This window comes from Romboutsia faecis (assembly GCF_014323405.1).
GTDB classification, from domain to species: domain Bacteria; phylum Bacillota; class Clostridia; order Peptostreptococcales; family Peptostreptococcaceae; genus Romboutsia_E; species Romboutsia_E faecis.
This window is the reverse complement of sequence record NZ_JACRWE010000002.1, coordinates 179,054-202,973: the sequence shown is the minus strand read 5'-3', so window position 1 is coordinate 202,973 and position 23,920 is coordinate 179,054. Positions and strand designations below refer to the sequence as shown.

General features: G+C 29.2%; 24 protein-coding genes. All 24 read right to left on the bottom strand.

The genetic code is table 11. The features are described from left to right. A complete protein-coding gene (locus H8923_RS04285; RefSeq protein WP_153923969.1) occupies positions 1-933 on the bottom strand; it encodes a YIEGIA family protein in 933 nt (310 codons plus the stop codon). A gap of 11 nt (positions 934-944) precedes the next feature. After that, the gene (locus tag H8923_RS04280) at positions 945-1,886 is read right to left on the bottom strand and encodes a YIEGIA family protein (protein ID WP_153923967.1); all 942 of its coding nucleotides are present in this window, start codon (positions 1,884-1,886) and stop codon (positions 945-947) included. A gap of 83 nt (positions 1,887-1,969) precedes the next feature. After that, entirely contained in the window at positions 1,970-3,247 is a 1,278-nt protein-coding gene (locus H8923_RS04275) for a HAMP domain-containing sensor histidine kinase (protein ID WP_153923965.1), read from the bottom strand. 21 nt (positions 3,248-3,268) lie between these two features. Further along, the gene (locus tag H8923_RS04270) at positions 3,269-3,952 is read right to left on the bottom strand and encodes a winged helix-turn-helix domain-containing protein (protein WP_153923963.1); all 684 of its coding nucleotides are present in this window, start codon (positions 3,950-3,952) and stop codon (positions 3,269-3,271) included. 17 nt (positions 3,953-3,969) lie between these two features. Continuing rightward, positions 3,970-4,680, bottom strand: coding sequence for a peptidoglycan editing factor PgeF (pgeF, locus tag H8923_RS04265; RefSeq protein ID WP_153923961.1), 711 nt, complete (start codon positions 4,678-4,680; stop codon positions 3,970-3,972). A 2-nt stretch (positions 4,681-4,682) separates the two neighbouring features. Then, positions 4,683-5,141: a transcriptional regulator NrdR gene (gene nrdR / locus H8923_RS04260; RefSeq protein WP_153923959.1), complete on the bottom strand. Its 459-nt coding sequence runs from the start codon at positions 5,139-5,141 to the stop codon at positions 4,683-4,685. 35 nt (positions 5,142-5,176) lie between these two features. Then, positions 5,177-5,446, bottom strand: coding sequence for a YlmC/YmxH family sporulation protein (locus H8923_RS04255; protein ID WP_153923957.1), 270 nt, complete (start codon positions 5,444-5,446; stop codon positions 5,177-5,179). 206 nt (positions 5,447-5,652) lie between these two features. Continuing rightward, on the bottom strand, positions 5,653-6,426 hold the full coding sequence (gene sigG, locus H8923_RS04250) for an RNA polymerase sporulation sigma factor SigG (RefSeq protein ID WP_153923955.1): 774 nt from the start codon (positions 6,424-6,426) through the stop codon (positions 5,653-5,655). Positions 6,427-6,515: 89 nt separating this feature from the next. Beyond that, positions 6,516-7,250 (bottom strand): RNA polymerase sporulation sigma factor SigE, encoded by a 735-nt coding sequence (gene sigE, locus H8923_RS04245; protein WP_153923953.1) that lies wholly within the window; start codon positions 7,248-7,250, stop codon positions 6,516-6,518. 37 nt (positions 7,251-7,287) lie between these two features. Then, positions 7,288-8,124 carry a sigma-E processing peptidase SpoIIGA gene (locus tag H8923_RS04240; RefSeq protein WP_153923951.1) on the bottom strand — a complete coding sequence of 279 codons (837 nt, stop codon included), beginning with the start codon at positions 8,122-8,124 and terminating at the stop codon, positions 7,288-7,290. 359 nt (positions 8,125-8,483) lie between these two features. Continuing rightward, positions 8,484-9,629: a cell division protein FtsZ gene (ftsZ, locus tag H8923_RS04235; protein WP_153923949.1), complete on the bottom strand. Its 1,146-nt coding sequence runs from the start codon at positions 9,627-9,629 to the stop codon at positions 8,484-8,486. 105 nt (positions 9,630-9,734) lie between these two features. After that, positions 9,735-10,088: a small basic family protein gene (locus H8923_RS04230; RefSeq protein ID WP_147540617.1), complete on the bottom strand. Its 354-nt coding sequence runs from the start codon at positions 10,086-10,088 to the stop codon at positions 9,735-9,737. A gap of 60 nt (positions 10,089-10,148) precedes the next feature. Then, positions 10,149-10,865 (bottom strand): DUF881 domain-containing protein, encoded by a 717-nt coding sequence (locus tag H8923_RS04225; RefSeq protein ID WP_243139869.1) that lies wholly within the window; start codon positions 10,863-10,865, stop codon positions 10,149-10,151. Then, the gene (locus tag H8923_RS04220; RefSeq protein WP_243139868.1) at positions 10,846-11,568 is read right to left on the bottom strand and encodes a DUF881 domain-containing protein; all 723 of its coding nucleotides are present in this window, start codon (positions 11,566-11,568) and stop codon (positions 10,846-10,848) included. The genes H8923_RS04225 and H8923_RS04220 overlap by 20 nt, the downstream gene beginning before the upstream one ends. 26 nt (positions 11,569-11,594) lie before the next feature. Continuing rightward, positions 11,595-12,335 carry a cell division protein FtsQ/DivIB gene (locus H8923_RS04215; RefSeq protein ID WP_153923948.1) on the bottom strand — a complete coding sequence of 247 codons (741 nt, stop codon included), beginning with the start codon at positions 12,333-12,335 and terminating at the stop codon, positions 11,595-11,597. Between the two features lie 176 nt (positions 12,336-12,511). Continuing rightward, a complete protein-coding gene (gene murA / locus H8923_RS04210) occupies positions 12,512-13,765 on the bottom strand; it encodes a UDP-N-acetylglucosamine 1-carboxyvinyltransferase (protein ID WP_153923946.1) in 1,254 nt (417 codons plus the stop codon). Between the two features lie 73 nt (positions 13,766-13,838). Then, positions 13,839-15,074 carry an undecaprenyldiphospho-muramoylpentapeptide beta-N-acetylglucosaminyltransferase gene (gene murG, locus H8923_RS04205; RefSeq protein ID WP_153923944.1) on the bottom strand — a complete coding sequence of 412 codons (1,236 nt, stop codon included), beginning with the start codon at positions 15,072-15,074 and terminating at the stop codon, positions 13,839-13,841. Positions 15,075-15,088: 14 nt separating this feature from the next. After that, positions 15,089-16,219, bottom strand: a complete 1,131-nt coding sequence (spoVE, locus tag H8923_RS04200; RefSeq protein WP_153923942.1) for a stage V sporulation protein E — start codon at positions 16,217-16,219, stop codon at positions 15,089-15,091. A 43-nt stretch (positions 16,220-16,262) separates the two neighbouring features. Beyond that, positions 16,263-17,624, bottom strand: a complete 1,362-nt coding sequence (gene murD, locus H8923_RS04195) for a UDP-N-acetylmuramoyl-L-alanine--D-glutamate ligase (protein ID WP_187127842.1) — start codon at positions 17,622-17,624, stop codon at positions 16,263-16,265. Between the two features lie 17 nt (positions 17,625-17,641). Continuing rightward, the gene (gene mraY, locus H8923_RS04190; RefSeq protein WP_187127869.1) at positions 17,642-18,607 is read right to left on the bottom strand and encodes a phospho-N-acetylmuramoyl-pentapeptide-transferase; all 966 of its coding nucleotides are present in this window, start codon (positions 18,605-18,607) and stop codon (positions 17,642-17,644) included. A 39-nt stretch (positions 18,608-18,646) separates the two neighbouring features. Beyond that, on the bottom strand, positions 18,647-20,020 hold the full coding sequence (locus H8923_RS04185; RefSeq protein ID WP_153923936.1) for a UDP-N-acetylmuramoyl-tripeptide--D-alanyl-D-alanine ligase: 1,374 nt from the start codon (positions 20,018-20,020) through the stop codon (positions 18,647-18,649). Positions 20,021-20,196: 176 nt separating this feature from the next. Then, the gene (locus tag H8923_RS04180) at positions 20,197-22,176 is read right to left on the bottom strand and encodes a stage V sporulation protein D (protein ID WP_153923934.1); all 1,980 of its coding nucleotides are present in this window, start codon (positions 22,174-22,176) and stop codon (positions 20,197-20,199) included. A 12-nt stretch (positions 22,177-22,188) separates the two neighbouring features. Beyond that, positions 22,189-22,545 carry a hypothetical protein gene (locus H8923_RS04175; RefSeq protein ID WP_187127841.1) on the bottom strand — a complete coding sequence of 119 codons (357 nt, stop codon included), beginning with the start codon at positions 22,543-22,545 and terminating at the stop codon, positions 22,189-22,191. 226 nt (positions 22,546-22,771) lie between these two features. After that, positions 22,772-23,920, bottom strand: a complete 1,149-nt coding sequence (gene iadA, locus H8923_RS04170; protein ID WP_153923930.1) for a beta-aspartyl-peptidase — start codon at positions 23,918-23,920, stop codon at positions 22,772-22,774.

Below are 23,920 nucleotides of genomic sequence, written 5' to 3'. Positions count from 1 at the left end.
TTATGCACTTCCTTTCTTATCTATTTTGTAATTTTTTAATGACAAGTATCTTCCTTTTGAACTAGAAAGAATAGGACATGATTTAACTGCCTCTACTACTTTATCTATATCTTTCTCCATAGGTACAAACGCTATCATAATACTTTCATTTTTAGGGTATCGTCTTGGTACTGGTACAAAAGCTGGTTCATTACCCTCTCTATATACACCTAATCTTGAATAAAGATTATAAGCTATAGCTTGTCTTTGGCCTAAATCATAAAGTATAGATGCATTAGTATAACTATTGTCCTTTGGTATTATTTCTATACCTACTCCTTTTGAAATAAATCTTTCTCTATCCTTTTTAAGACCTACATTGGTTATTCCACTTAAATCTCCAACTTTCATCACTACGTCATCAACAAAAGCAATCTCAACAACTGATACATCTGCGATATCTCCTATACTTTTTCTTTTCAACATTTTTCTAAGTATGAAAGCTAGTATTAGTCCAGACAATGTACTTATAGCTATGCTTATATTACTACTTAATTTAAATTCTGATACAATTAAATAATACATCCCTACAGTAAGAAACGATGTTACTATGCACATATAATTTCTAACTTCATAAGTCCTAGCTATCTCCTCTATAAAAGAATTACCCCTTTTAACTAGCTGTGAATCTTCTAAATTTTGAAGCGTATTTCTTCTATTTTCTCTAACTTGTCTAAATTGCTCTGCTGCCAATGATAAAAATGTTATAGATGTATATGATCGTTCTATCAGAGCAGGTACTAAAAGAGCTCCTAATGATGATGCTACGAAAGCTAGTACCATTTGAGATACTAATACGTTAGGATGTGTTGGATATTGCTTTTGGTCTAAATTTAACATTATTAACCTAGAAATTAAACCAATTACAATACCTATAAAAAAAACCTTATCCATTTAATCACCTCTTATTTAAAAAAAATTGGCTTTTTCTTGTAAGCACTTTGTTTTCCTTTTGCCGTCTCTATAATAGGAGTACTTTTAATAACTTGCTTCAATACTTCCATATCTTGTAAAAGAGGTATATAAGGTATAACAACCGTTCTTTTATCTAAATCAGTTCTAGATACAGCCAAAATATCAACTTCATCTACATCCTTATCTATTCCCATATGAATAAATATATTATGTAATATAGCTTGTCTTTGGCCAACATCATTTATAACTCCAAAATCAGACATACTTTTAGGAACTATTTCAACTGCCATACCTTTATTTAAATATCTGTCCCTAGTATTTTTTAATCCTACATTAGTTATAACCACATCATTTACCATAAGTATAGTATCATTAAAATGTAGTTTTGCTGGCACTATATCTGCAACATCACCAATACTATTTCTTCTTAGTGCATACCTAAAAATCAGACCTACTATGCCTCCTCCTATAGCTGCAGCTAAAGTGCATATCATAGCACTAAGGGCGTACTTTCTAGCTAAATATATGTATACAGTAGATGCTACTAGAGATGAAAATAAACTTATATAGCTTCTAGTCTCATATGTTGAAGCAATCTCTTCTACATATGCCCCTCCTTTAGGCACTACTTCATCATTATCTAGATTTTCTAAAGTTATTCTTTCTTGCCCTGCTAATCCTTGGAATTGTTGAATCCCTACTGCAAAGAAAGTTAATGCAGAAAATTCTTTATCTATAAGAGCTGGTAATGCTATTGCACCAAGAGATGCAGAAAGACCTGCTATTATTATTTGTTCTAAATAATCTAATGGTCTAGTTGGATATTGTCTATCTGTCACTCTTAGAACAAATCCTCTACAAAGAGTTCCTATAATTAAAGCCACTATAAATGCATGTCTAAATAAATCATCATTAACTAAACTCTCCTTCATTAGCCTTCCTCCTTATCATTTAATTTTATTCAAATTACCATAAGATTAGTTTGCACAAAAACAAAAAAAAATTTCCTATTATTCTAGGAAATTTTTTTAGGTATAGTTACTATAAATTCACTACCTTTATTCAATTCACTATTTACATCTATCTTTCCATTTAATGACTTTACAATATGCTTTGTTATTGCTAGTCCTAATCCAGTCCCCCCTACATCTCTACTTCTAGCCTTATCTACTCTATAGAATCTTTCAAATATTCTTTGTATATCTTCTTTAGGGATACCTACACCATTATCTATAACCTGTAATATTATTTCATTTTCATTAGATGATACTATTACTTTTACTTTCCCATTTTCAGGAGTATATTTTATTGCATTTTCAATTAAATTCAAAAATATCTGTTTTATGTAATCTCTATTTGATACAACAAACAAGGATTTATCTAGGAATTCATAGCTAAATGTAATCTTTTTACTTTCAGCAATGTAGCTAAGCATATCTTTAACATCCTTAAAAGTATCATATAAATTGATTTTTTCTAAAACTCTACTCTCTGTATTCTCTATAGACGATAAGAATAATATATCATCTATTAGTCGCTTTAATCGATCTGATTCAGTTTCTATTATTCCTAAAAACCTATTTCTAGTTTCAGTATCTATGTTTTCATTTAACCTTAGGGTTTCAACAAATCCACTTATAGATGTCAGAGGTGTCTTTAACTCATGAGTTACATTAGCAACAAAGTCACTCCTCATATTTTCAAGTTTAACCTTTTGTGTAATATCTTCTATATTTATTATAGATCCTATAATGGCATTGACTGTATTTTGTAGGTAAACAGGATCTACTTTTATATTGTATACAGTTTCGTCTTCCATTACGATCTTTGCTCTTTCATTTTTATTAGATCCTCTAAATTTAGAAATCACCCTAAGGATTTTTTCTTCCTTTATAGCAGAGCTAATATTTTGACCTTCTACCATTTGATCAGCTTTGATTATCTTTTTAGCTTCATCATTTATTAAAAGTATATTTCCACTTATATCTATAGCTAAAATACCATGAGATATACTTTTCAAAATAGATGTTAATTGAAGATGTTTATATTCTACTTCCTCAATTGTATCACCCATTTTCTCTATCATATAATTAAAATTATTAGTAAGCTCTCCCAATTCACCCTTTGCAGATATATTTAATCTAGTATGAAATTCTTTATTGCTTACTTTCTTTGAAACTATTCTAAATTTTTCTAAGTATCTTTTTATTGTTATAGTATATCTAAGAGACAATATTGTTATAGTTATAGAAACTAATGTAATAAAAAAATATATATTATCTAATTCATTCATCATTTTATTCTCCTAATAATATTAATCAATTTTATAACCTACACCTCTAATAGTTTCTATATACTTTTCATTGCTTCCTTCTATTTTTTTTCTTAAATATCTTATATGAACATCTACAGTTCTAGTTTCTCCATAGTATTCATAGCCCCATATTTTATCTAATAAATAATTTCTTGAAAGAACTTTACCTTTATTTTGAAGTAATAATCTTAATAATTCAAATTCCTTAAGAGTAAGATCTATTTTTTCATTACTTTTTAAAACTTCATGTTTTGATAGATCTACTTTGATATCTTTATATATTAAAACATCATCTTCTAATTTTGTATTTAAATTATACCTTCTAAGCACAGATACAATTCTAGCTAATAATTCTTTTATACCAAAAGGCTTTGTTATATAGTCATCAGCTCCTACTTCTAACCCTTCTACTTTGTCACCTTCCATATTTTTTGCTGTAAGCATTATTACAGGAGTATTTTGTAAATCTTTATCACTCCTTATTTTTCTTAAAACATCTATTCCACTTATATTTGGAAGCATCCAATCTAAAAGAATTAAATCTGGTTTAACTTCTTTAGCTTTTATAAATCCATCAAAGCCATCGTAAGAATAATGGACCTCGTAGTTTGCTGTTTCTAAATTAAATTTAAGTAATTCTACTATATGCATTTCATCATCTATAACAAGAATTTTAGTATTCATAAGAATTATTCTCCTCTCTATTTTATCTGTAGTATCATTCCTATCCTCTTATTTGTCTTCTCATGAATTCTATAAGAATGGAACTTATCTGAGTTACAGCTAGTACATATATTCAAGTTAATTATGTTATTTTCTTTAACTCCACAAGTCTTTAATACATATTCATTAACCTTCCATAAATCTAAATAGTACTTGCCTTCTTCTATTATATAGAATTTTTCTTCGCAGTTTGTAAGAATTATGTTAAATTTTTCAATCAAATCTTTAGATACTTCATAGCAACATGGACCTATCGATGGACCTATAACACAAAGTAAGTCGCTTGCATTAGTATTATATTCCTTTTCCATAAGTTCTATTGTATTTTTAGCAATTTGAGAGTAAGTTCCTCTCCATCCTGCATGTACAACACCTATAGCTTTATTCTTCTTATCAATAATTGCTATTGGGACACAGTCTGCCGTAAAAACAAGAAGAGGAACTTCTTTTACATTTGTAATAAGTGCATCCCCCTCATTTTTAGAACCTATATTACTTTCATCAATAAGATTAACTATATCAGAATGAATTTGAATATTACTCGTTAAATTTTCAAGATTAAATTCATCTTCTTTAAAAGTATTTAATAAATCTTCTTTATTTTTTGAATCTATGTTTTTAGTAGTTATGGCCAAATTTACAAAGTCTAATTCGTCTTTAACCTTCTTAATATTTATGTAGTTTTCCATCTTTAGTCTCCTTTTTCTATTAAGATATTCTTTAGTTCATTTACAAATGTATTTATATCCTTAAATTGTCTATATACAGATGCAAACCTAACATAAGATACTTCATCTACATCTTTTAATTTTTCCATAACCATTTCACCGATTTCTTTAGCTTCAACTTCTGATGAGAAGTTTTTATTTATTTCATTTTCAATATAAAATACAATTTCTTCTATTTGCTCAATTGATACTGGTCTCTTTTCACAGGCCTTTAGTATTCCATGCTTTATTTTCTCTCCACTAAAATACTCTCTTGTGTTGTCTTTTTTTACAACCATTACTGGAGTCGTTTCTATTTTTTCATAAGTAGTAAATCTAGTCTTACAAGACTCACACTCTCTTCGTCTTCTTATTGATTTACTATCTGTATGTCTTGAGTCTACTACTTTCGATTCTTTGTAATTACAATAAGGGCACTGCATATTCTTCCTCCTAAGTTTCTTTTGTCTATTATTTTCTATAATTTGTCTATATTAAATTCATCAAGATTAATCTCTGAACCAAGATTTACTATTATTGTATCACAACCTACCTTCAATATATCACTAAAGAATACAACATCTTCATCTGATCCTCTTGAAAAAAAGTTTCTAGAGTCACCTAGTATTGTAAAAGATATTACCTTTCCTTCATTAATATCTAAATCTATGTCAGTTATGTATCCCATCTTCTTTCCATTCTTTATATTAATCACTTCTTTCTCCATTATATCAGATATTCTCATCATATTATAATCTCCCTCCTTTAAAAAATAAATATGTACTTGGCCAAAAAAAAAGAACTATTTAAGTTTAAAATAAAAAATTCACCTAAAATAATTTATTTAAACATGAAAAAAGAGCTGCCTCCGTTATAAAATTCACTTAGTATCTCTACTCTTCTTCTTTTATGTTATGTGAATTTATTTTGAGGCATGCTCATAAAGTTTAATTTTTATATATATTTTCTCATATTTTTGAGTGCATTTTTTTCTATTCTTGATACTTGAGCTTGAGATATTCCTATCTCATCTGCAACTTCAATTTGTGTTCTCCCTTTATAGAATCTTAAGTCTAATACTAGCTTTTCTCTGCTGTTTAATTTTTTAATAGCTTCCTTTAAGGCAATTTCTTGTAGCCAATTTTCATCTGTATCTTTTTTATCTTGAACTTGATCCATAACAAATATAGCATCTCCATTATCTTGATAAACCGGATCAAATAAAGATATAGGGTCTTGTATAGCATCTAATGCCATTACTACTGATTCAACTTCTAAATCAAGTTCTTTAGCTATTTCTGATACTGTAGGCTCTTTTGCATTACTTCTAACAAGCCTTTCTCTTACTTGTAAAGCTTTATATGCAATATCTTTTAGCGATCTACTAACTCTTATTGGATTATTATCCCTTAAGTATCTCCTTATCTCGCCTATTATCATAGGCACTGCATAAGTTGAAAATCTTACATTTTGGCTTAAGTCAAAATTATCAATTGCCTTTATAAGTCCTATACATCCTATTTGAAATAAATCGTCTATATTTTCCCCTCTGTTATTAAACTTTTGTATTACACTTAAAACTAATCTCAAGTTGCCTCTTACAAATTGTTGTCTAGCTTCTTCATCTCCATCTTTTATTTTTATAAGAAGCTCTGTCATTTGATTATTTTTAAGAACTGGAAGCTCAGATGTATTAACACCACAGATTTCAACTTTATTAATTTGCATAAGTTTCAGTCCTCTCTTAAAAGATTTGTTATATATGAAATTATTTACACATCATATATTTTTATACTTTTAAGATAGAATTATTTATATTATACGAATTTCTTCATTTCTTTTTTTAATCTTGAAATTATTTTCTTCTCCAATCTAGATATATAGGATTGAGATATTCCAAGCATTCCAGCAACTTCTTTTTGTGTTCTCTCATTTCCTTTGTTAGTAAGTCCAAAACGTAATTCCATAATTTGCTTTTCCCTATCAGACAATCTATCTAATGCCATAATTAATAAATCTTTATCTATCTCTTCTTCTATTATCTTATAAATCTCATCATTTTCAGTTCCTAAAACATCAGAAAGTAAAAGTTCATTTCCATCTAAATCTATATTTAATGGCTCATCAAAAGATACCTCAACTTTTTTCTTATTATTTTTCCTTAAATACATAAGTATTTCATTTTCTATACATCTAGAGGCATAAGTTGCTAGCTTTATATTTTTATTTAGTTTAAATGTATTTACAGCCTTTATTAGACCTATCGTGCCAATTGATATTAAATCTTCAACATCAATACCCGTATTTTCAAACTTTCTAGATATATATACAACTAATCTTAAATTTCTTTCAATTAATGTAGTCTTAACACTTTCATCTTTTTCTAATCTTTGTAACAAAGCATTTTCTTCATCTGGTTTTAACGGAGGTGGTAATATATTCACGCCTCCCATATAATAAATACTATCTGATTTTATGATACCTAATTTAATACCTACCCTTAAAATTATTCCTCTGCATTTCGTAATTAATTTTCCTAATAGAGACTTCATTTTACTCTCCCCCTTTAGATTATTTAACTTTTTTAGATTATAATAAAATACTTGGATTCAATATTGCACCATATTCTTCATCTTTAAAATTTGATATTCCTATAATTACATTTCCAAATTTTCTTTCATCTATTTCTAAGTAATCAACCTTAAAACCTAAAATCATATTAGCTTGACTACTACCAGCATGTTTGTATGGTATAAGTCTAACCCTAGCTGATAAATCATCATCCAAATCATTTATTATCTCATCAACTTTTTCTACACTTACATCTTCATAATTATAATTAAGCTCTACTTTTGGTAACAACTCCTTCAAAATACTAGATTTCACTATAATCACATCACTTTTACTTATTGGGTCTTTTAAAAAATTACCACTATCTAATAGTGCTTCACATTTACAGCTACTATTTAATAAACTAATTGTTATGGTCTTTGTAAAATCTTTAAGATGTTTAATTGTTTTTATATCTCTGTATATGTACTGAAGAAGCTTACAGCTAAAATAAGCACATGCTATTAAAAATGATATTTTCAAATGACTAATTCCAGTAAAGTAAATTATAAAATATGTACTCCCGGAAATAAAAATATTAACTAGGTAAAACATTAAGAGTATTCTTATGTACTCCTTTTTACTCTTATATTGGAATGATATTAATGTGATAATAATTATAAAAATAAATTTTGCTGGTACTGTAAATAAAATTTTTAATGGTGGATATATATATGCTACTGAATATATAGTTCCTAATATTGAGCCAAGGAATTTCTGTTTTCTACTATTAAAATTTTTTGTTAGAATAGATGTACAACTTATAATAATATAATTTATTAGTAGGTTTTCTATAATGTAAGAATCAATATACATTACCTACTCCTCCTCTTCATAAACCTTTAGTTCATTATAAACTACTTGCTACAGAATTTTATGTCAATATTAACAGTCGAAACATAACCATAGAATCTATAAAAATATTCAAAAACAAACCTATTCTTCTCTATTTCTCATCTACTAATATCTATACAGTCTCTATTAGTAGAATTTAACTGTAGAATAAAATATTTATGGGTAAAATTTAGTTATAAATTACTTATTATTTTTATTCTAATAAATATATTTATATAAAAAATTTTATAATTAATAATCTCTTAATATAAAAATACCTTAATTAAAATAAAAAAGAGATAACCATAGGCTATCTCCTTCATTTTAAAATAAATATTTTATTATCTTCTTCTTCTTAGGAAAGTAGGTATTATCATATCATCATCTTCTTCTACTAAAGATGTTCTTTTAGGTTCTTCTTTAGCAGTAACCACTTCCTTTATAGGCTCAACTTCTTTTTTTTCAACTTCAGTTTCAACTGGTTTAGTAGTAAACTTACTTATAGTATCATTTATTCTCATATCCTGGATTTGATTACTTTCAAAACCTGTAGCTATAACAGTTATACTTATTTCATCTCCTAAGTCTTCTCTTATAGATGCCCCAAATATAATGTTAGCTTCTGGATCACAGGATTCTTGTACTAATGTAGATGCTTCATTTATCTCGAATAATCCTAAATTAGAACCACCTGTTATATTAAGTAATACACCTTTAGCTCCCTTAATTGAAGTCTCAAGTAATGGAGATTGTATTGCTTCTCTAGCAGCTTCAACAGCTCTATTCTCACCTACAGCTGTACCTATACCCATATGTGCTAGACCTTGCTCCTTCATTATAGAAGTAACATCTGCAAAGTCTAGATTTATAAGACCCGGTACTGCTATAAGATCAGATATTGACTGTATACCTTGCTTTAATACGTTATCCGCTATAGAGAATGCCTCTAGCATAGATGTGTTCTTTTGTACTAACTGTAATAACTTATCATTTGGTATAGTTATTAAAGTATCAACATTTGCCTTTAAATCTTCAATTCCTCTTTCAGCATTTTTCATTCTTACCTTGCCTTCAAATATGAAAGGCTTAGTAACAACTCCTACTGTAAGTATCCCCATTTCCTTAGCTAATTGAGCAACTAATGGTGCTGCTCCTGTACCTGTTCCACCACCCATACCAGCAGTAACAAATACCATATCCGAACCTTGAAGTAATGTTAATATTTCATCCTTACTTTCTTCAGCTGCTTTTTTCCCAATATCAGGATTAGCTCCTGCTCCAAGTCCTCTAGTAAGTTTATCTCCTATTTGAACTTTATACTCAGCTTTAGATGTGTATAAAGCTTGCTTATCAGTATTAATTGCAATAAACTCAACACCTTTAAGTTGTGCCTCTACCATTCGGTTAACGGCATTATTTCCACCGCCACCGACACCTATAACCTTAATCTGCGCAAAATTGTCTGATTCTACGTCAAAGTTTAGCATTTATAAACCTCCTTATTTTACGATTCAAAGTAAATCTATGTAATAATTATATCATTTAATCTACAAAATTTGTTAACATTTAACTAACTTATTCCATAAAAATACTTAATTTCCTCTTTTTTTATTACTTAACCTTAAAATAATATGTCTTCTTATCATTGATAAATTATCGAATAATCTCGAACCAAATACTAAAATTGCTACATAATAAATCGGTATTCCAAGCTTATCACCTATATAGGTTAAAAATATAGCTAATAATGAATTTCCAATAAATCCAGTAACAAATATTATATTATCATATTTACCTTCAAAGGTTGACTTTACTGCACCAAAGATAGAATCTAAAGTTGCAAGTATTGCAACAGACATATAAAGGGAGTAATCCATAGGATAAGTAAATGGAATATAATAACCAATAACTACTCCTAGTGCTAATCCTCCTAGTATCCATAACATAAATACTCACCTTCTTTATTTTACTTTGAAATAGTTCTATTTTTCAAGCTTTTTATACTTTTATTTATTATTTTCATAAAAATTTAATGTTATTTCTTCATTTTCTTCTATATTTATATAAATTCCATATACGCTCCTTAATAAGTTAGCATATGATTCTGGAGCATTTATACTTGCCATTAATGACTCAGTATTACCTATGGCTTTTATTATAAATGGTTGTCCATAAGTTGTTTTGTTAACCGTAATTGTAGCACCCGAACATTTTATTTCACTTGTAGGTATAACTCGCTCACCATTTATTGTTATGCCCTTTGCACCAGCTTTTTTTAAGTCATTTAATATTCTTAATATATCTATATCATGTACTAATAAATCATTTGGAGTTTCCCCACTCGAAAGCTCTCTTTCACTATCTTTTATGGTAATAATTACTCCACTTCCTATAATACTTGAGTATCCGCTTATGACTTTTAAATAATCTAACTCTTCATTCATTAACTCTCCTATAGATTTATTTTTGTTTTTAACAACATCTTCATAAGCTTTTAAACTCTTTTCATATTCTTCTTTTCTCTTTTTTAAACTAGATATTTCCATTTTCTTATTATTAATATCATTTTCAAGTGATCTTTTTTCTTCTAAAGAAATATATACATTATCAGAATCCGTTGACTTTAAATATATAGCTATAAATATACCTAACATGAATGCTATTAATATAATTAAGGTTTGCTTTGTTTTTATCTTATTTTTATTAATCCTCATGTTCTTCATTTATTTCTACATCCTCTAAGTATTTTTTTTCACTAGAAGCCCCTATGGTTATATGATCATTCTTTTCTACTGTAACTTTAGCGTTATAGTACTTCTCTATTTCCCATATGATACCATATTTTATTTGAAGTGCAGATGCTAAAGTATCTGAATCACCTATAGCCTTTATAATAAATGGCTCATTTATAGCTATGTCATTTAAATATAATTTATCTTCTTTTAAATGTAGATATGAATCATATACTATTCGTTGATTGTTAATAGAAATTGCATTTGCTTGAGCAGAATTCAATTTATTAATAAGTGACAGTAATAAATCATAATTATAAACTATGCTATTATCTGAATCATCACTTAAGCTATTGCTTATAGATTTTATAGTTACATTAACTCCTTCGCCCTCTACATCTGTATAACCTGCTAATTCTTCATATTTTTTAATTTCTGTTTTTATACTTTCTTCTGTGGATCCATCTTCCATATTTTTATAACTATCTATATCATCTTGAATATTTTTAATTTCTTCTCGTAATTCTTCTTCTTCTTTCTTTAACGACTTTAACTCTTGCTTTAGCTGCTCTCCCTTTTTGAGGGTTGTCATTCCATTATTTTCTATGTTTATACTTTTTAACTGTAAACTTATAAAAACTCCTAGTACAGTTGTTACTATAACTAGGCTTTTATAAGGCATTTTCTTGTGCAAATATATCACTCCTCATTTGCTGATCATCAACTTGGTTTATATACAGCATAGTTATTATATGTTAAGTCCACAACACCACTATTAATATTTTTATTCTGTAGATCTAAAAGTATTTTGCTTGCTCTTGCTATATTGTAATTTAAATCATCGTCGTTAATCAGTAAAAACTTAGCTCCTATCTTTGATTCTATATTAAATTTAGAATCATTAGTATATTCTACCCTTACAATTTCTTTTTCTAAATGTTCTTTTCTTAAAGTACTTATTAAGTTTAATATAGCTTTCTTATCTTTTTCACTTTTAAAGTTTATTACTTGTCCATTTTCTATAGAATATTCTGTACTAAATATTATTTTATCACTATTTTCTTCTATATTATCAATTTTTTTAATTAAATTTCCCTCATTATCTATGTAACAATAATCTTTTCCATTAGATAACAAGGCTACAACATCTACTTCATCAACATCTATTATTATTTTATTAGGAAGTTTTATTTTCACTTGAGCATCTTCTACATAAGGATTTTCAACTATTTTAGTTTTAATTTTTTTTAAATTATAAGTAAATATATTTTTGTTAGTCATTAAGCTTTCTAAATCTACAACTTCATTTTCTTTCAAGTTTTTATTTCCTATTATTTCTACTTTACTTAAATTAAAAATATTACTTTTTAAGAAAGCTATAGTTCCTAAAGATAACATAAAAACAAAAACTAAAGCTATAATTACCCGATCTGTTCTTTTCTTCTTTTTTCTTCCTTTCAAGCACTCACCCCCTATAATAAATCTATTTATAAAATACAACTTTATTATTATATTTCCCTACATAATAAACTATACTTTTGAAAGCAATTTTAATACTATTTTTACAATAAATATAATTTTACGTCTTAAATATACTTTATATTTTAATATATATTAAAAGGCTCTATTTTGAGCCTTTATATTTTCCTAATATCTGCACCTAAATTCCTAAGTACATTTTCTATATTCTCATATCCTCTTTCAATATGGTAAACATCTGAGATTTCACTTTCACCCTTAGCTGCTAATGCCGCTAATACAAGACTAGCTCCTCCTCGTAAGTCTGTAGACTTAACCTTAGCTCCATAGATGGCATCCACACCTCTTACCTCACAAATTTTATCTGTAATAAGTCGTATATCAGCTCCCATATTCATAAGCTCTTTACAATGCATAAATCTATTTTCAAATATAGTTTCAAAAAATACACTAAGACCATCAGATAATGTCATTAAGGCCATCATTTGGGACTGCATATCTGTTGGAAATCCTGGATGTGGTAAAGTTTTAATTAAATCAACAGCTTTAATTGTTTTTGGAGATAATAGATTTAATCCAGTTGTTGTATACTCTATCTCGCATCCAGCCATTCTTAAAATGTTACTTATAGGCTCCATATGAGGTCTTATTGCTTTTTCAACTTCTAGTCTACCACCAGTTATAGCGCTAGCTACCATATAAGTTCCTATGGCTATTCTATCGGGTATCACACTATATTCCACTTCGCCTAGTTTTTCTACACCTTCTATTTCTATATAGCCTGTTCCAGCACCTTTTACCTTTGCACCCATGGCGTTCAAGAAATTTTGTAAATCTTCTATTTCTGGTTCTTTAGCTGCATTATATATTCTTGTTACGCCCTTAGATTTTACTGCAGCAAGCATAGCATTCTCAGTTGCTCCCACACTTGTTTTTTCAAATCTTATATCATTTCCTTTTAGATATTCTCTGTAGCAACTAATAACACCATCTTCCTCTTCAATTGTAACACCTAGAGATTCTAAAGCTTTTAAATGCAAATCTATCGGTCTAGCACCAATAGCACATCCTCCAGGATGACTTATTTCTATATGCTCAAGTCTGCCTATCATTGCTCCCATAATAATTATTGATGATCTCATCTTCCTTACATACTCTTCATCTATTTTATGAAAGTTTATACCAGAACTTTCTATTATCAGAGTATCTTCACTATATTCAATTTTACAGCCTATACTTTCTAGTATCTTTATCATAATAAATACATCAGCTATACTAGGTACATTATGAATTATGCTCTTATTTTCATTAAGTATTGTCGCTGCCATTATAGGTAATATAGCATTTTTCGCTCCCCTAATCTTCAAAGTTCCCTCTATTTTATTACCTCCGTGTATTATATACTTAGACAAAATTAACCCCCCTAGTAGTAGATTTAAATCCAAATGCCTATAATTTAAATCTATGTACTAAGGGGGTTATATGTTACTTTTTCTTAATTCCAATTACCTTTGGTTGTTCCTTAGAATCATTATTATTGTCTACAGATGATTCTTTTTCATCATCTTCTTTTATATCTGTACTTTTGTCTTCTATTTTAGATTTTTTTACTTTATTTTTTTCTTCATATATCTTGATAATTTCATCGCAAATTAAATCTATTGCTTCAGGTTTTCCAATTTCCTTACTTGCATTTTCCATATCTATTAAAAGCTCTCTATCTCCTAATAATCTAAATACAGTTTCATTTAATTTTTTAGGTGTTAAATCTTTTTCTAATATTGCAATTCCAGCACCTTTTGACTCTATACTTTTAGCATTATATTCTTGATGATTTTCCGCAGTATAAGCCTTAGGTATTATTATTGATGGTTTCCCTAATGCTGTTATCTCAGCTAAAGATATCGCACCTGCACTTCCTATAACTAAATCACTTGCAGCTAATGCATTTGCCATATCCTCTAAATATGGAACTACTTGTTGATATGGTTTTAAATTTAGATATTCTATGCTCTTTGCAAATTCTTCATAGTAATATTTTCCAGTAGCAAATATAAATGCTATATCTTCTTTAACCATATTTTCTATTACAACTTTCATTGCATCGTTTATTTCTTCAGATCCTCCACTACCACCGTAGCAAAGTACCATTTTCTTATCTTCACTTATTCCTAGATTTTTTCTAGCAATATTTTTCCTAGCTACTAATATTTCTTTTCTTACTGGATTTCCCGTTAAAACTAATTTATCACGGCTTCCTTCTGGAAATCTTTCATGTGAATCTTCAAAACTAGTTAAAACTCTTGTAACAACTTTTGAAAGTATTTTATTTGTGACTCCAGGAAAAGAGTTTTGTTCATGAATTACTGTTGGAACTTTGCTCATGGCAGCATTAAATAATACTGGTCCACTTACATATCCTCCAGTTCCGATTACAACATCCGGTTTAAACTTTTTAACAACCTTCCTTGATTGCTCTAATCCTTTGAATAATTTAAATACTCTTTTTACGTTATCGAAGTCTATCTTTCTTTTAAAACCTTGAACTGTAACAGTTTTTAATTCATATCCATATTTCGGAACTATTTCAGATTCTATTCCTTTTTCTGTTCCAACAAACATTATCTCAGCATCTGGATATTGTTCTTTTATTCTATTTGCAATGGCGATAGCTGGATAAACATGACCTCCAGTTCCTCCACCTGATAATAAAACTCTCATTGAATCCTCTCCTGTTAATTAATTTTGACATGTTTTGAGATGTTTAATACTATACCGACTGCTCCCATAAGTATGGTTAGTGAGGTTCCCCCCATACTTATAAATGGAAGAGCAACTCCGGTTGCTGGCATAGATGAAGTAGCAACAGCTATATTTAAAGCTGCTTGTATTCCTATTTGAGCTCCTATACCTATAACAACCATAGCCGAAAATATGTCTGGACATTTTAATGCTATTCTTATACATCTATATACTAATATTACAAACAACATCATAACTACTATACATCCTACAAGCCCGAGTTCTTCTCCTATTATAGCAAATATAAAGTCATTTTGTGGTTCTGGTATGTAAAAATATTTTTGTTTGCTTTTACCAAGCCCAAGTCCAAATAAACCTCCAGAGCCAATGGCATATAAACTTTGAATTACTTGATATCCTGATCCTAGTGGGTCTTGAAATGGGTCTAAGAATGATAATACACGTTTTAATCTATACGGTGCTGAAAGTACTAATCCTGCAAATGCTGCTATCCCTAATGCTATCATAGTATATACAAATTTCATATTCATTCCTGCTACAAATAACATTACAAACACAACTAATATTATAGTACCTGCTGTTGACATATTTGGTTGACCCATTATAAGTATAAAGAAAGTCCCGGGAACTATAAGAAGTGGTAAAACACCTTTTGTCAAAGATTTTATATTGTCATATCTTTTTTCGATTAATTTTGCAGTTATTAATATACATGCAAATTTAGCAATTTCTGCTGGCTGTATAGTTGCTCCACCTACACCTAACCATCGTCTTGCTCCATTTGCTTCTATTCCTAGAGGTGTTAGCACCAATATTAATAAAACTACTGCTATTATACCTATCTTTGTGGCATTTTTCTTCCAAAATGTGTATTCTACTCTAGACATTATCATCATTCCAATAAAGCCTAAAACAGCGTAAATTACATTTCTTTTTAAAAAATAAAAGGCATCATGGTGCTTAAATGCAGCTTGTATATAGCTAGCGCTAAACACCATTACTATGCCTATAAATACTAATGTCATAGTAGTATAAAAAACTACTGAATCAAACTCAGTCTTCATTCCTCTTTTGATTTGTTTTTTCAAACCTTCCTTAGGCATGTTAGACTTACCTCCCTTTGCATTTGTGGTAGCGGTAAAGAGGTTATTTTAAATTGTTTACACTATCCTTGAAGTCTTTTCCTCTTACTTCAAAATTCTTATACATATCCCAACTTGCACAAGCAGGAGAAAGTAAAACTACATCCTTACTTTGTGCAATTTTATAAGAAGTTTTTACAGCTTCTTCCATATTATTTACTATATAGATTTTGTCAAATCCTTTTTTTCTAGCAGTCTCCTCTATCTTAGAGGCTGTTTCTCCTAATAATACTAATGCAACTACATTTTCTTTTGCAATCTCAAGAAGTTCATCAAAGCTACTTCCTTTATCTTTACCTCCAGCAATTAATATTATATTTCTATTATATGATTTAATTGCTTTTATAGTAGAATCTGGATTTGTTCCTTTTGAGTCATTAACAAACATTATGTCGTTTAATTCTCTTACAAATTCTTGTCTATGCTCAACTGCCTTAAAAGTTTTTAATACATCTTTTATTACTTCTAAATCAATATTACTTACATAAGTTATTCCTATGGCTGCCATGCAATTTTCTAAGTTATGTTCTCCTGGTAAACTTAATTCATTTGCATTTAAAAGTAATATTTTTTCATCTATATCTATAATTATATTATTATCTTCATCTAAATATATTCCATTATTTAATATTTCTTTTCTTGAAAAGAATATGACTTTAGATTTACATTTTTCTGCTAAGTTTCTTACTTGAGTATCATCATAATTTAAGATTGTAAAATCTTCTTCTTTTTGATTTTCAAAAACTCTAGCTTTTGCATTTATATAGTTTTCCATTGTATGATGTCTATTCATATGATCTTCAGTAATATTTAAAAATGCACTTACTCTTGGCCTAAATTCATCTATACTTTCTAATTGGAAACTACTTAACTCAGTTACTAGAACTGAATTTTTATTAGTTAAGTCTACTGTATCAATAACAGGATTTCCAATATTACCAACTATATAAGTATCCTTATTAGCTTTTTTGAAGATTTCTCCTACTATGCTAGTAGTAGTAGTCTTTCCATTAGTTCCTGTTATCCCTATAAATACAGGATTATTTTTAGACAATCTATATGCTAATTCTACTTCTCCAATTATTTTGATATTATTTTCTCTTAATTTACATATGAAAGGTAAATCTAGAGGAACTCCTGGAGATACAATAGCAAGATCTATATCATCAACATTTTCTGGATGATATCCTAATATATATTCAACATTTTTTATACTTTTTAACTCTCTTAGTATATCTTCTAATTGTGATTTTTCTTTTATATCATTTACAATAGTTTTTGCTCCTAGCTTATCTAAATGTTTTATTGTAGATACACCAGTTTTTGCAAGACCTACTAGTAAAACTTTTTTGTTTTTAAGTTCCACTTTTCTTACCTCCAAAATTAGAATACGGCAATTATTCCTATCCAAGCTAAAACTACAGTAACTATCCAGAATGTAAATACTACTTTAGTTTCTGGCCATCCACATTGTTCAAAATGGTGATGTATCGGAGCCATTTTAAATATTCTTTTCTTAGTTAATTTATAATAAGTTACTTGAAGCATTACTGATATAGCTTCAGCGAAGTATATACCTCCTACTAAAACAAATAAAAGCATAGAGTTAGTTAATACAGCAAATGCCGTAACTGCTCCTCCTAATGCCATAGAACCAGTATCTCCCATAAATATTTTAGCTGGATATGCATTGAATCCTAAAAATCCTATACACGCTCCTACTGTTGCCGCTGCAAGAACTGCTACATCTGTATTTGATATAGATGTAGCAAATATCATAAAGAACGCCGCTACAATTAGCGTTACGCCTGATGCTAATCCATCTAACCCATCTGTTAAATTAACTGCATTTACTATACCTACTATCATAAATGTCATTATTGGCACATATAACGGACCTAAATTTATCACTGCATCAGTAAATGGTATTATAAGCTGTGTTGCACTTGGCGATGAACTATATTGATAATAAGATACATATAAGGCTAAAGCTACTTGCATAACTATTTTCTGCCAAGGTTTTAATCCTAGTGATCTTTTCATTTTTATTATTATAAAGTCATCTACAAACCCTACGAAACCAAATCCTACTACACAGATAAGTCCTATTACCATATCTGAACTTATATTACTTCTAGTAAGTCCTGTAATAAGTATAGCTATAATTATAAGTACTCCTCCCATTGTTGGAGTTCCATTTTTCTGTAGATGTGTCTTTGGTCCATCATCTCTAACTGTTTGACCGAATTTAAATTTAGTTAACATCGGTATAAATATTGGTCCTAATATAATTACTATTAGAAACGAAATCATTGCTGTATACGTAAGTTCTGTTATTCCTAACATAATACATACTCCTCTCCCTGTTGGCTATCTCTTTCGTTATTTTTACTTACTTAGATATTCTACTATTTTTTCTAATTTCATACCTCTAGATGCTTTAACTAATACTACATCATTTTTTTGTATCAGGTCATCTAAATTATTTATAGCATCTTCTTTTGTGGCAAAGTGATATATACTATTAGAACATAGCCCTAATTTTTTAGCTTCGTCACTAATAAATCTAGAATCTTCTCCTATTGTAATTAGTAAATCTACATTGCCTATTGTTGATTCTCCAACTAGTCTATGACCATACTCTGCATGCTCTCCCATTTCGAACATATCACCTAATATTGCCACTCTTCTTTCCTTATACCTTCCTAGTATCTTTAAAGCAGCTTTCATAGAATCAGGGCTTGCATTGTAAGTGTCATTTATTATAGTTAAATCATTATCTTTTACTATATCTAGTCTCATTTTTGTCGCTTTATAATATTTTAAACCTTCCTTTATATTTTTTAAAGGAATTTCTAAAGCTATACCCGTTAGTATTGCAGCCATTGCATTATATATATTATGCTCTCCTACTGCTGGTATGAAAATTTCTTCTTTATTTCCATCTATAACACATGTAAAAGTTATACTATCCTCTCCCATAGTAAAATCTTCACAATAAATGTCATTCTCTTTGTTGAATCCAAATGTTTTTAAAGTATAAGCATGGTCTTTGTTCTTTAGTGTAGATAAGAACTTATCATCTCCATTAACTATTAAAGTACTCGTTGAATCAAAGTTTGTAGTTATCTCCATCTTAGCCTTTAATATACCTTCCTGTGAACCAAGTGCTTCTATATGAGAAAGTCCTATATTCGATATAACACCGATTTTAGGATTAACTATATTTGCTAAATATTCTATTTCATTAAATCCAGACATGCCCATTTCTATTACTGCACATTCATGTTCTTTATTAAGCTCAAATAAAGTAAGAGGTACGCCTAATTGATTATTAAGATTACCCTCATTTTTTAATGAATTATATTTAGATGATACAGCTGCATATACCATATCTCTAGTTGTTGTTTTTCCAACACTACCTGTTATTCCTATAAAAGGTATCTCAAACTTTGATTTATAATACTTTGCTATATCTCCTAATGCTATTTCTGTATCTTTTACTTCTATCACATTAACATCTGATTGATTTAAATCGATATTAACTTTATCATTTTTTATAAAAGTTCTGCAGCCTTGGTCATATGCTGATTGTATAAAGTTATGACCATCTAGGTTTTCTCCAACTATAGCTACAAATACATTATTCTCATTTGCTTTTCTACTATCTATGATAATGTCGTTTACAAAATTATTTTCATCGCCTAGGACTAATTTCCCTTTAGTAGAAATTACTAACTCTTTAACCGTTAGATTTTCCATACCACTCCTCCTTTTAATTTTCTATACGCAGTTTTATTTTACAACTCATCTTAATAAAAGGCAATGTATATGTATACATTGCCCCCAAGTATATTTTAACTTTATAATTATATAACAGATTATGTTTTTTTTGAAGTTATTTATAATTATATTTTAATTACAAATTATTTACAATTCTAATTATCAAAGTATATTGATATGCTTGAACCTTCTGATACTTTGACTCCTGGTTTTGGGAACATATCAGTTACTTTAGAACCTTCAGGTACATCTACATCTGGATCTAAGTTCACTTTTAATTTTGATTCTTCTAATACTTTTGCTGCATCTTCAATAGCTAAATTTCTCACATCAGGAACTACTACTTTAACCTTTTCATTTTCTGCTTTTTCTTCTTCAGTGTATTTAGGTTCAACACCTAAATAAGGTAATGCTTCGCTCATTATTTCTTTTATTATAGGTCCTGCAGTTGTACTACCAAATAAACTACCTTCCGTAGGTTCATCAACTGTAGCCAATACTACAATTTGAGGATCATCCGTTGGTGCAATCCCAACAAAAGAACAAATGTATTTTCCTTGTGCATACACTCCATCTACAACTTTTTGCGCTGTACCTGTTTTTCCACCTAATCTGTATCCTGGTAAGTATGCAATCTTACCTCCACCATCACTTACAACTGACTGTGCTATTTCTAACATCTTTTTAGAAGTTTCCTCTGATACCACTTTTCTTACTGACTTAGGTGCTACCTCTTCTATTACATTTCCTTTATTATCAGTATATCCTTTTACTAATCTAGGCTGCATAAGTTCACCATCATTAGCAATTGCTGATATTGCAGTAATAAGTTGTATTGGCGTTACCGATATAGATTGACCAAATGACATTGTTGCTAATTCTACAGGCCCTACATTTTTTTCATTGTAGACTATTCCTTTTGCTTCTCCTGGTAAATCTATTCCAGTTTTTGATTTAAATCCAAAAGCTTCTATGTAATCATAAAACTTACTTACGCCTAATCTATTTGATAATTCAACGAATACTGGGTTACATGAATTTTGAACTCCTTGAGCAAAAGTTTGCTCGCCATGAGGTCTATAGTGTCTCCAACATTTTATTGGACGACCACCTACCATTACTTTTCCTGTACACACAAATTTATCTTTATCACTTACTACACCTTCTTCAACTGAAGCAGATGATGTTATTAACTTAAAAGTAGATCCTGGCTCATATGTATCATTTATTAATGGATTTCTCCACATTGCATAATATCCATTTATTTTTTCCTTATCACTATATTCTTCTAGTAATTCTTGATAGTAAGGATATATAGCTGTCCTTGAGTCATTTGGATCGTAATCAGGTTTTGATGCCATTGCTAGTATATCGCCTGTTTTAGGATCCATAGCTATAACATTAACCCTTTTAGCCCCTGTAACCTCATACGCCTTTTCAATTGCTTTTTCTGCATAATGTTGTATAACTTCATCTATAGTCAATACTAGACCATTTCCTTGTACAGGTTCATAATACGTTTCTGATCCTTGAGGTATCTCTCTTCCTGATGCATCCGTACTAACTATAAGTTTTCCAGCTTTTCCTTGAAGTTTACTATTATATTGCATCTCTATTCCTGCAATTCCAGTAGAATCTGCGGCTGTATGTCCTAAAACATATGCTGCAAAATTTCCATATGGATAATATCGTTGATTGTCCTCTGCTACCCAAATTCCCGATAAACTCAAGTCCCTAATTTTAGTTGCAGTTTCATCATCTATCCATCTTTGAATTCTTACTAATGCTGTATTCTTTTTATTTACTAACTTAGATACTTCCTCTTCTTCTTTACCTAAAACTGATGCTAATTTTTCTGCTACATCTTTTTTGTCTTTTACTTCTACAGGTTTACACCAAACTGTATACTTTGTAACACTGACAGCAAGTTCTTTCATATTTGCATCATAGATTGTTCCCCTCTTTGGTTCTATTGGTATTTCTCTCGTTTGTTGCTCCGATGCTTTTGTACTTAGCCACTCTCCCTTTATAAGTTGAATATATCCGGTTCTAATTATAAGACAAAAAAATAGAGAACAAGCCAGTATAAGAACAAGAACCAACCTTTTCCTACTTAACCCTTTTATTTTTTTCAAAAGCTCTCACCCCTAATCCTCAACAGTTATATACTCGATTTGACTTTCTTTCGGATAATCCATATTAATTTTTTCTTTAGCCATTTTTTCAATCTCTTCTATACTATAGTTACTATATATTCTCGAATTTAATTGCTCTATAACTATCTCTTTTGCTCTTAAGTCTTTTTTCAAGTAATATATATCATATTTAAGCTGAGAGACTATAGAGTAGCCACATAGATTTCCTATTACAGTACCTGCTACACAAATAAACACAAGAATTACACGAGATTTCTTAAAGACAATTCTTTTCTTCCTATTTTTATTTTTATTCTTTTTCTTTTTCTTATATTCGTTTATGTCCTCAATTTTATTATTTTTTTTCACCTCTATCACTCCCAATAATAAGTTTAGTAAATTTGATCATTATCCTTATCTAAAGCCTATATATTTTTAATTCCATATATTATTTATTTGCAAATAATGCAAAACCTCCTCTAATGACTTATATCTAAATTTATACATAAAAAAATAAAAAAAGTGTACTTATTATACTAAGCACACTTTTTTGTATTAAACTTACATATTTTTTAATTCTAATTCTAAATAAACTCTATATATGTTCATATGTTCCATATACTAATACTTCTTTATTTTCTATCATTATTTTACCATTTGCTATAACTGTATCAATATTCAAATCTTCATCTAATAATAACACATCTCCATCAGAGTTTTCATTTATACACCCTTTCCTTGGATATATTTCTAATCCTTTTGCAACATTAGAAGTTATATAAATTAAAGCTTCCTCTATACTAAAGTCTAAATCATTTACCATTGATTTAAACTCTTTATGTAAACTAGATACGCTTGATACTCCCATTTTTACTAAATTTCCGCTTGCATCATATTTAGACCAACTTCCATATCCATCAGAACTTATTGTCATATTTTCTCTAGGTACATTTTCTTCTATAGCTTTCTTTATACTCTTTCCTGGAGTTAGGTCATCTCTCATTCCACAAGTTAAATCTATCTTCCCTCCCCTCTTAGCATAATCAAATGCTTCTAGTAAAAGTTCTTTCCTTCTATTTACATGAGTAGGCCTTATAGTTTTTATAGGTATTTCAGTTCCCTCTAGTATTTCATTCACTTTAGAAAGACCCTTTTTACCATCACCCATATGAAGAACTACAATTCCTGCTTTTCCACTTAACATACCAGCTACTCTTGCATCCGATGCCACTCTCTGTAATTCTAAATTACTTACATTTGGTGATCTATGGTCAGATAAAGCCAGCTTTACACCTATAATCTCATCTACAAAGGCAATATCCTTTTTTATGGATCCTGTAATTGTTACTGTTGGGTACTCATATGAACCTGTATATGTAAAAACTGTAATCCCTTCTTCTTTCAATGCTTTAGCCTTTGCTACTAAGTTTTCTACACTTCTTGTCGTTCCATCTGTTCCTAGAAGTCCAACAACAGTTGTTATCCCACCTTTTGTAAGTTTACTTAAAGTTATTTCTGGAGCTCTAGTTTTAAAGCTACCTTCTCCACCGCCTCCAGTTATATGCACATGTTGGTCTATAAATCCAGGCGTAAGCTTTTTTTTGCTACCATCTATTATCTTAATTTTATCATTCTCAAAATTAATTTCATCTTCTATTAATGATATTTTTCCTCCACTTATAAAAACATCTTTTCTACCATTGTACTCTGGTGCATATACTTCTACATTCTTTATTAATATCAT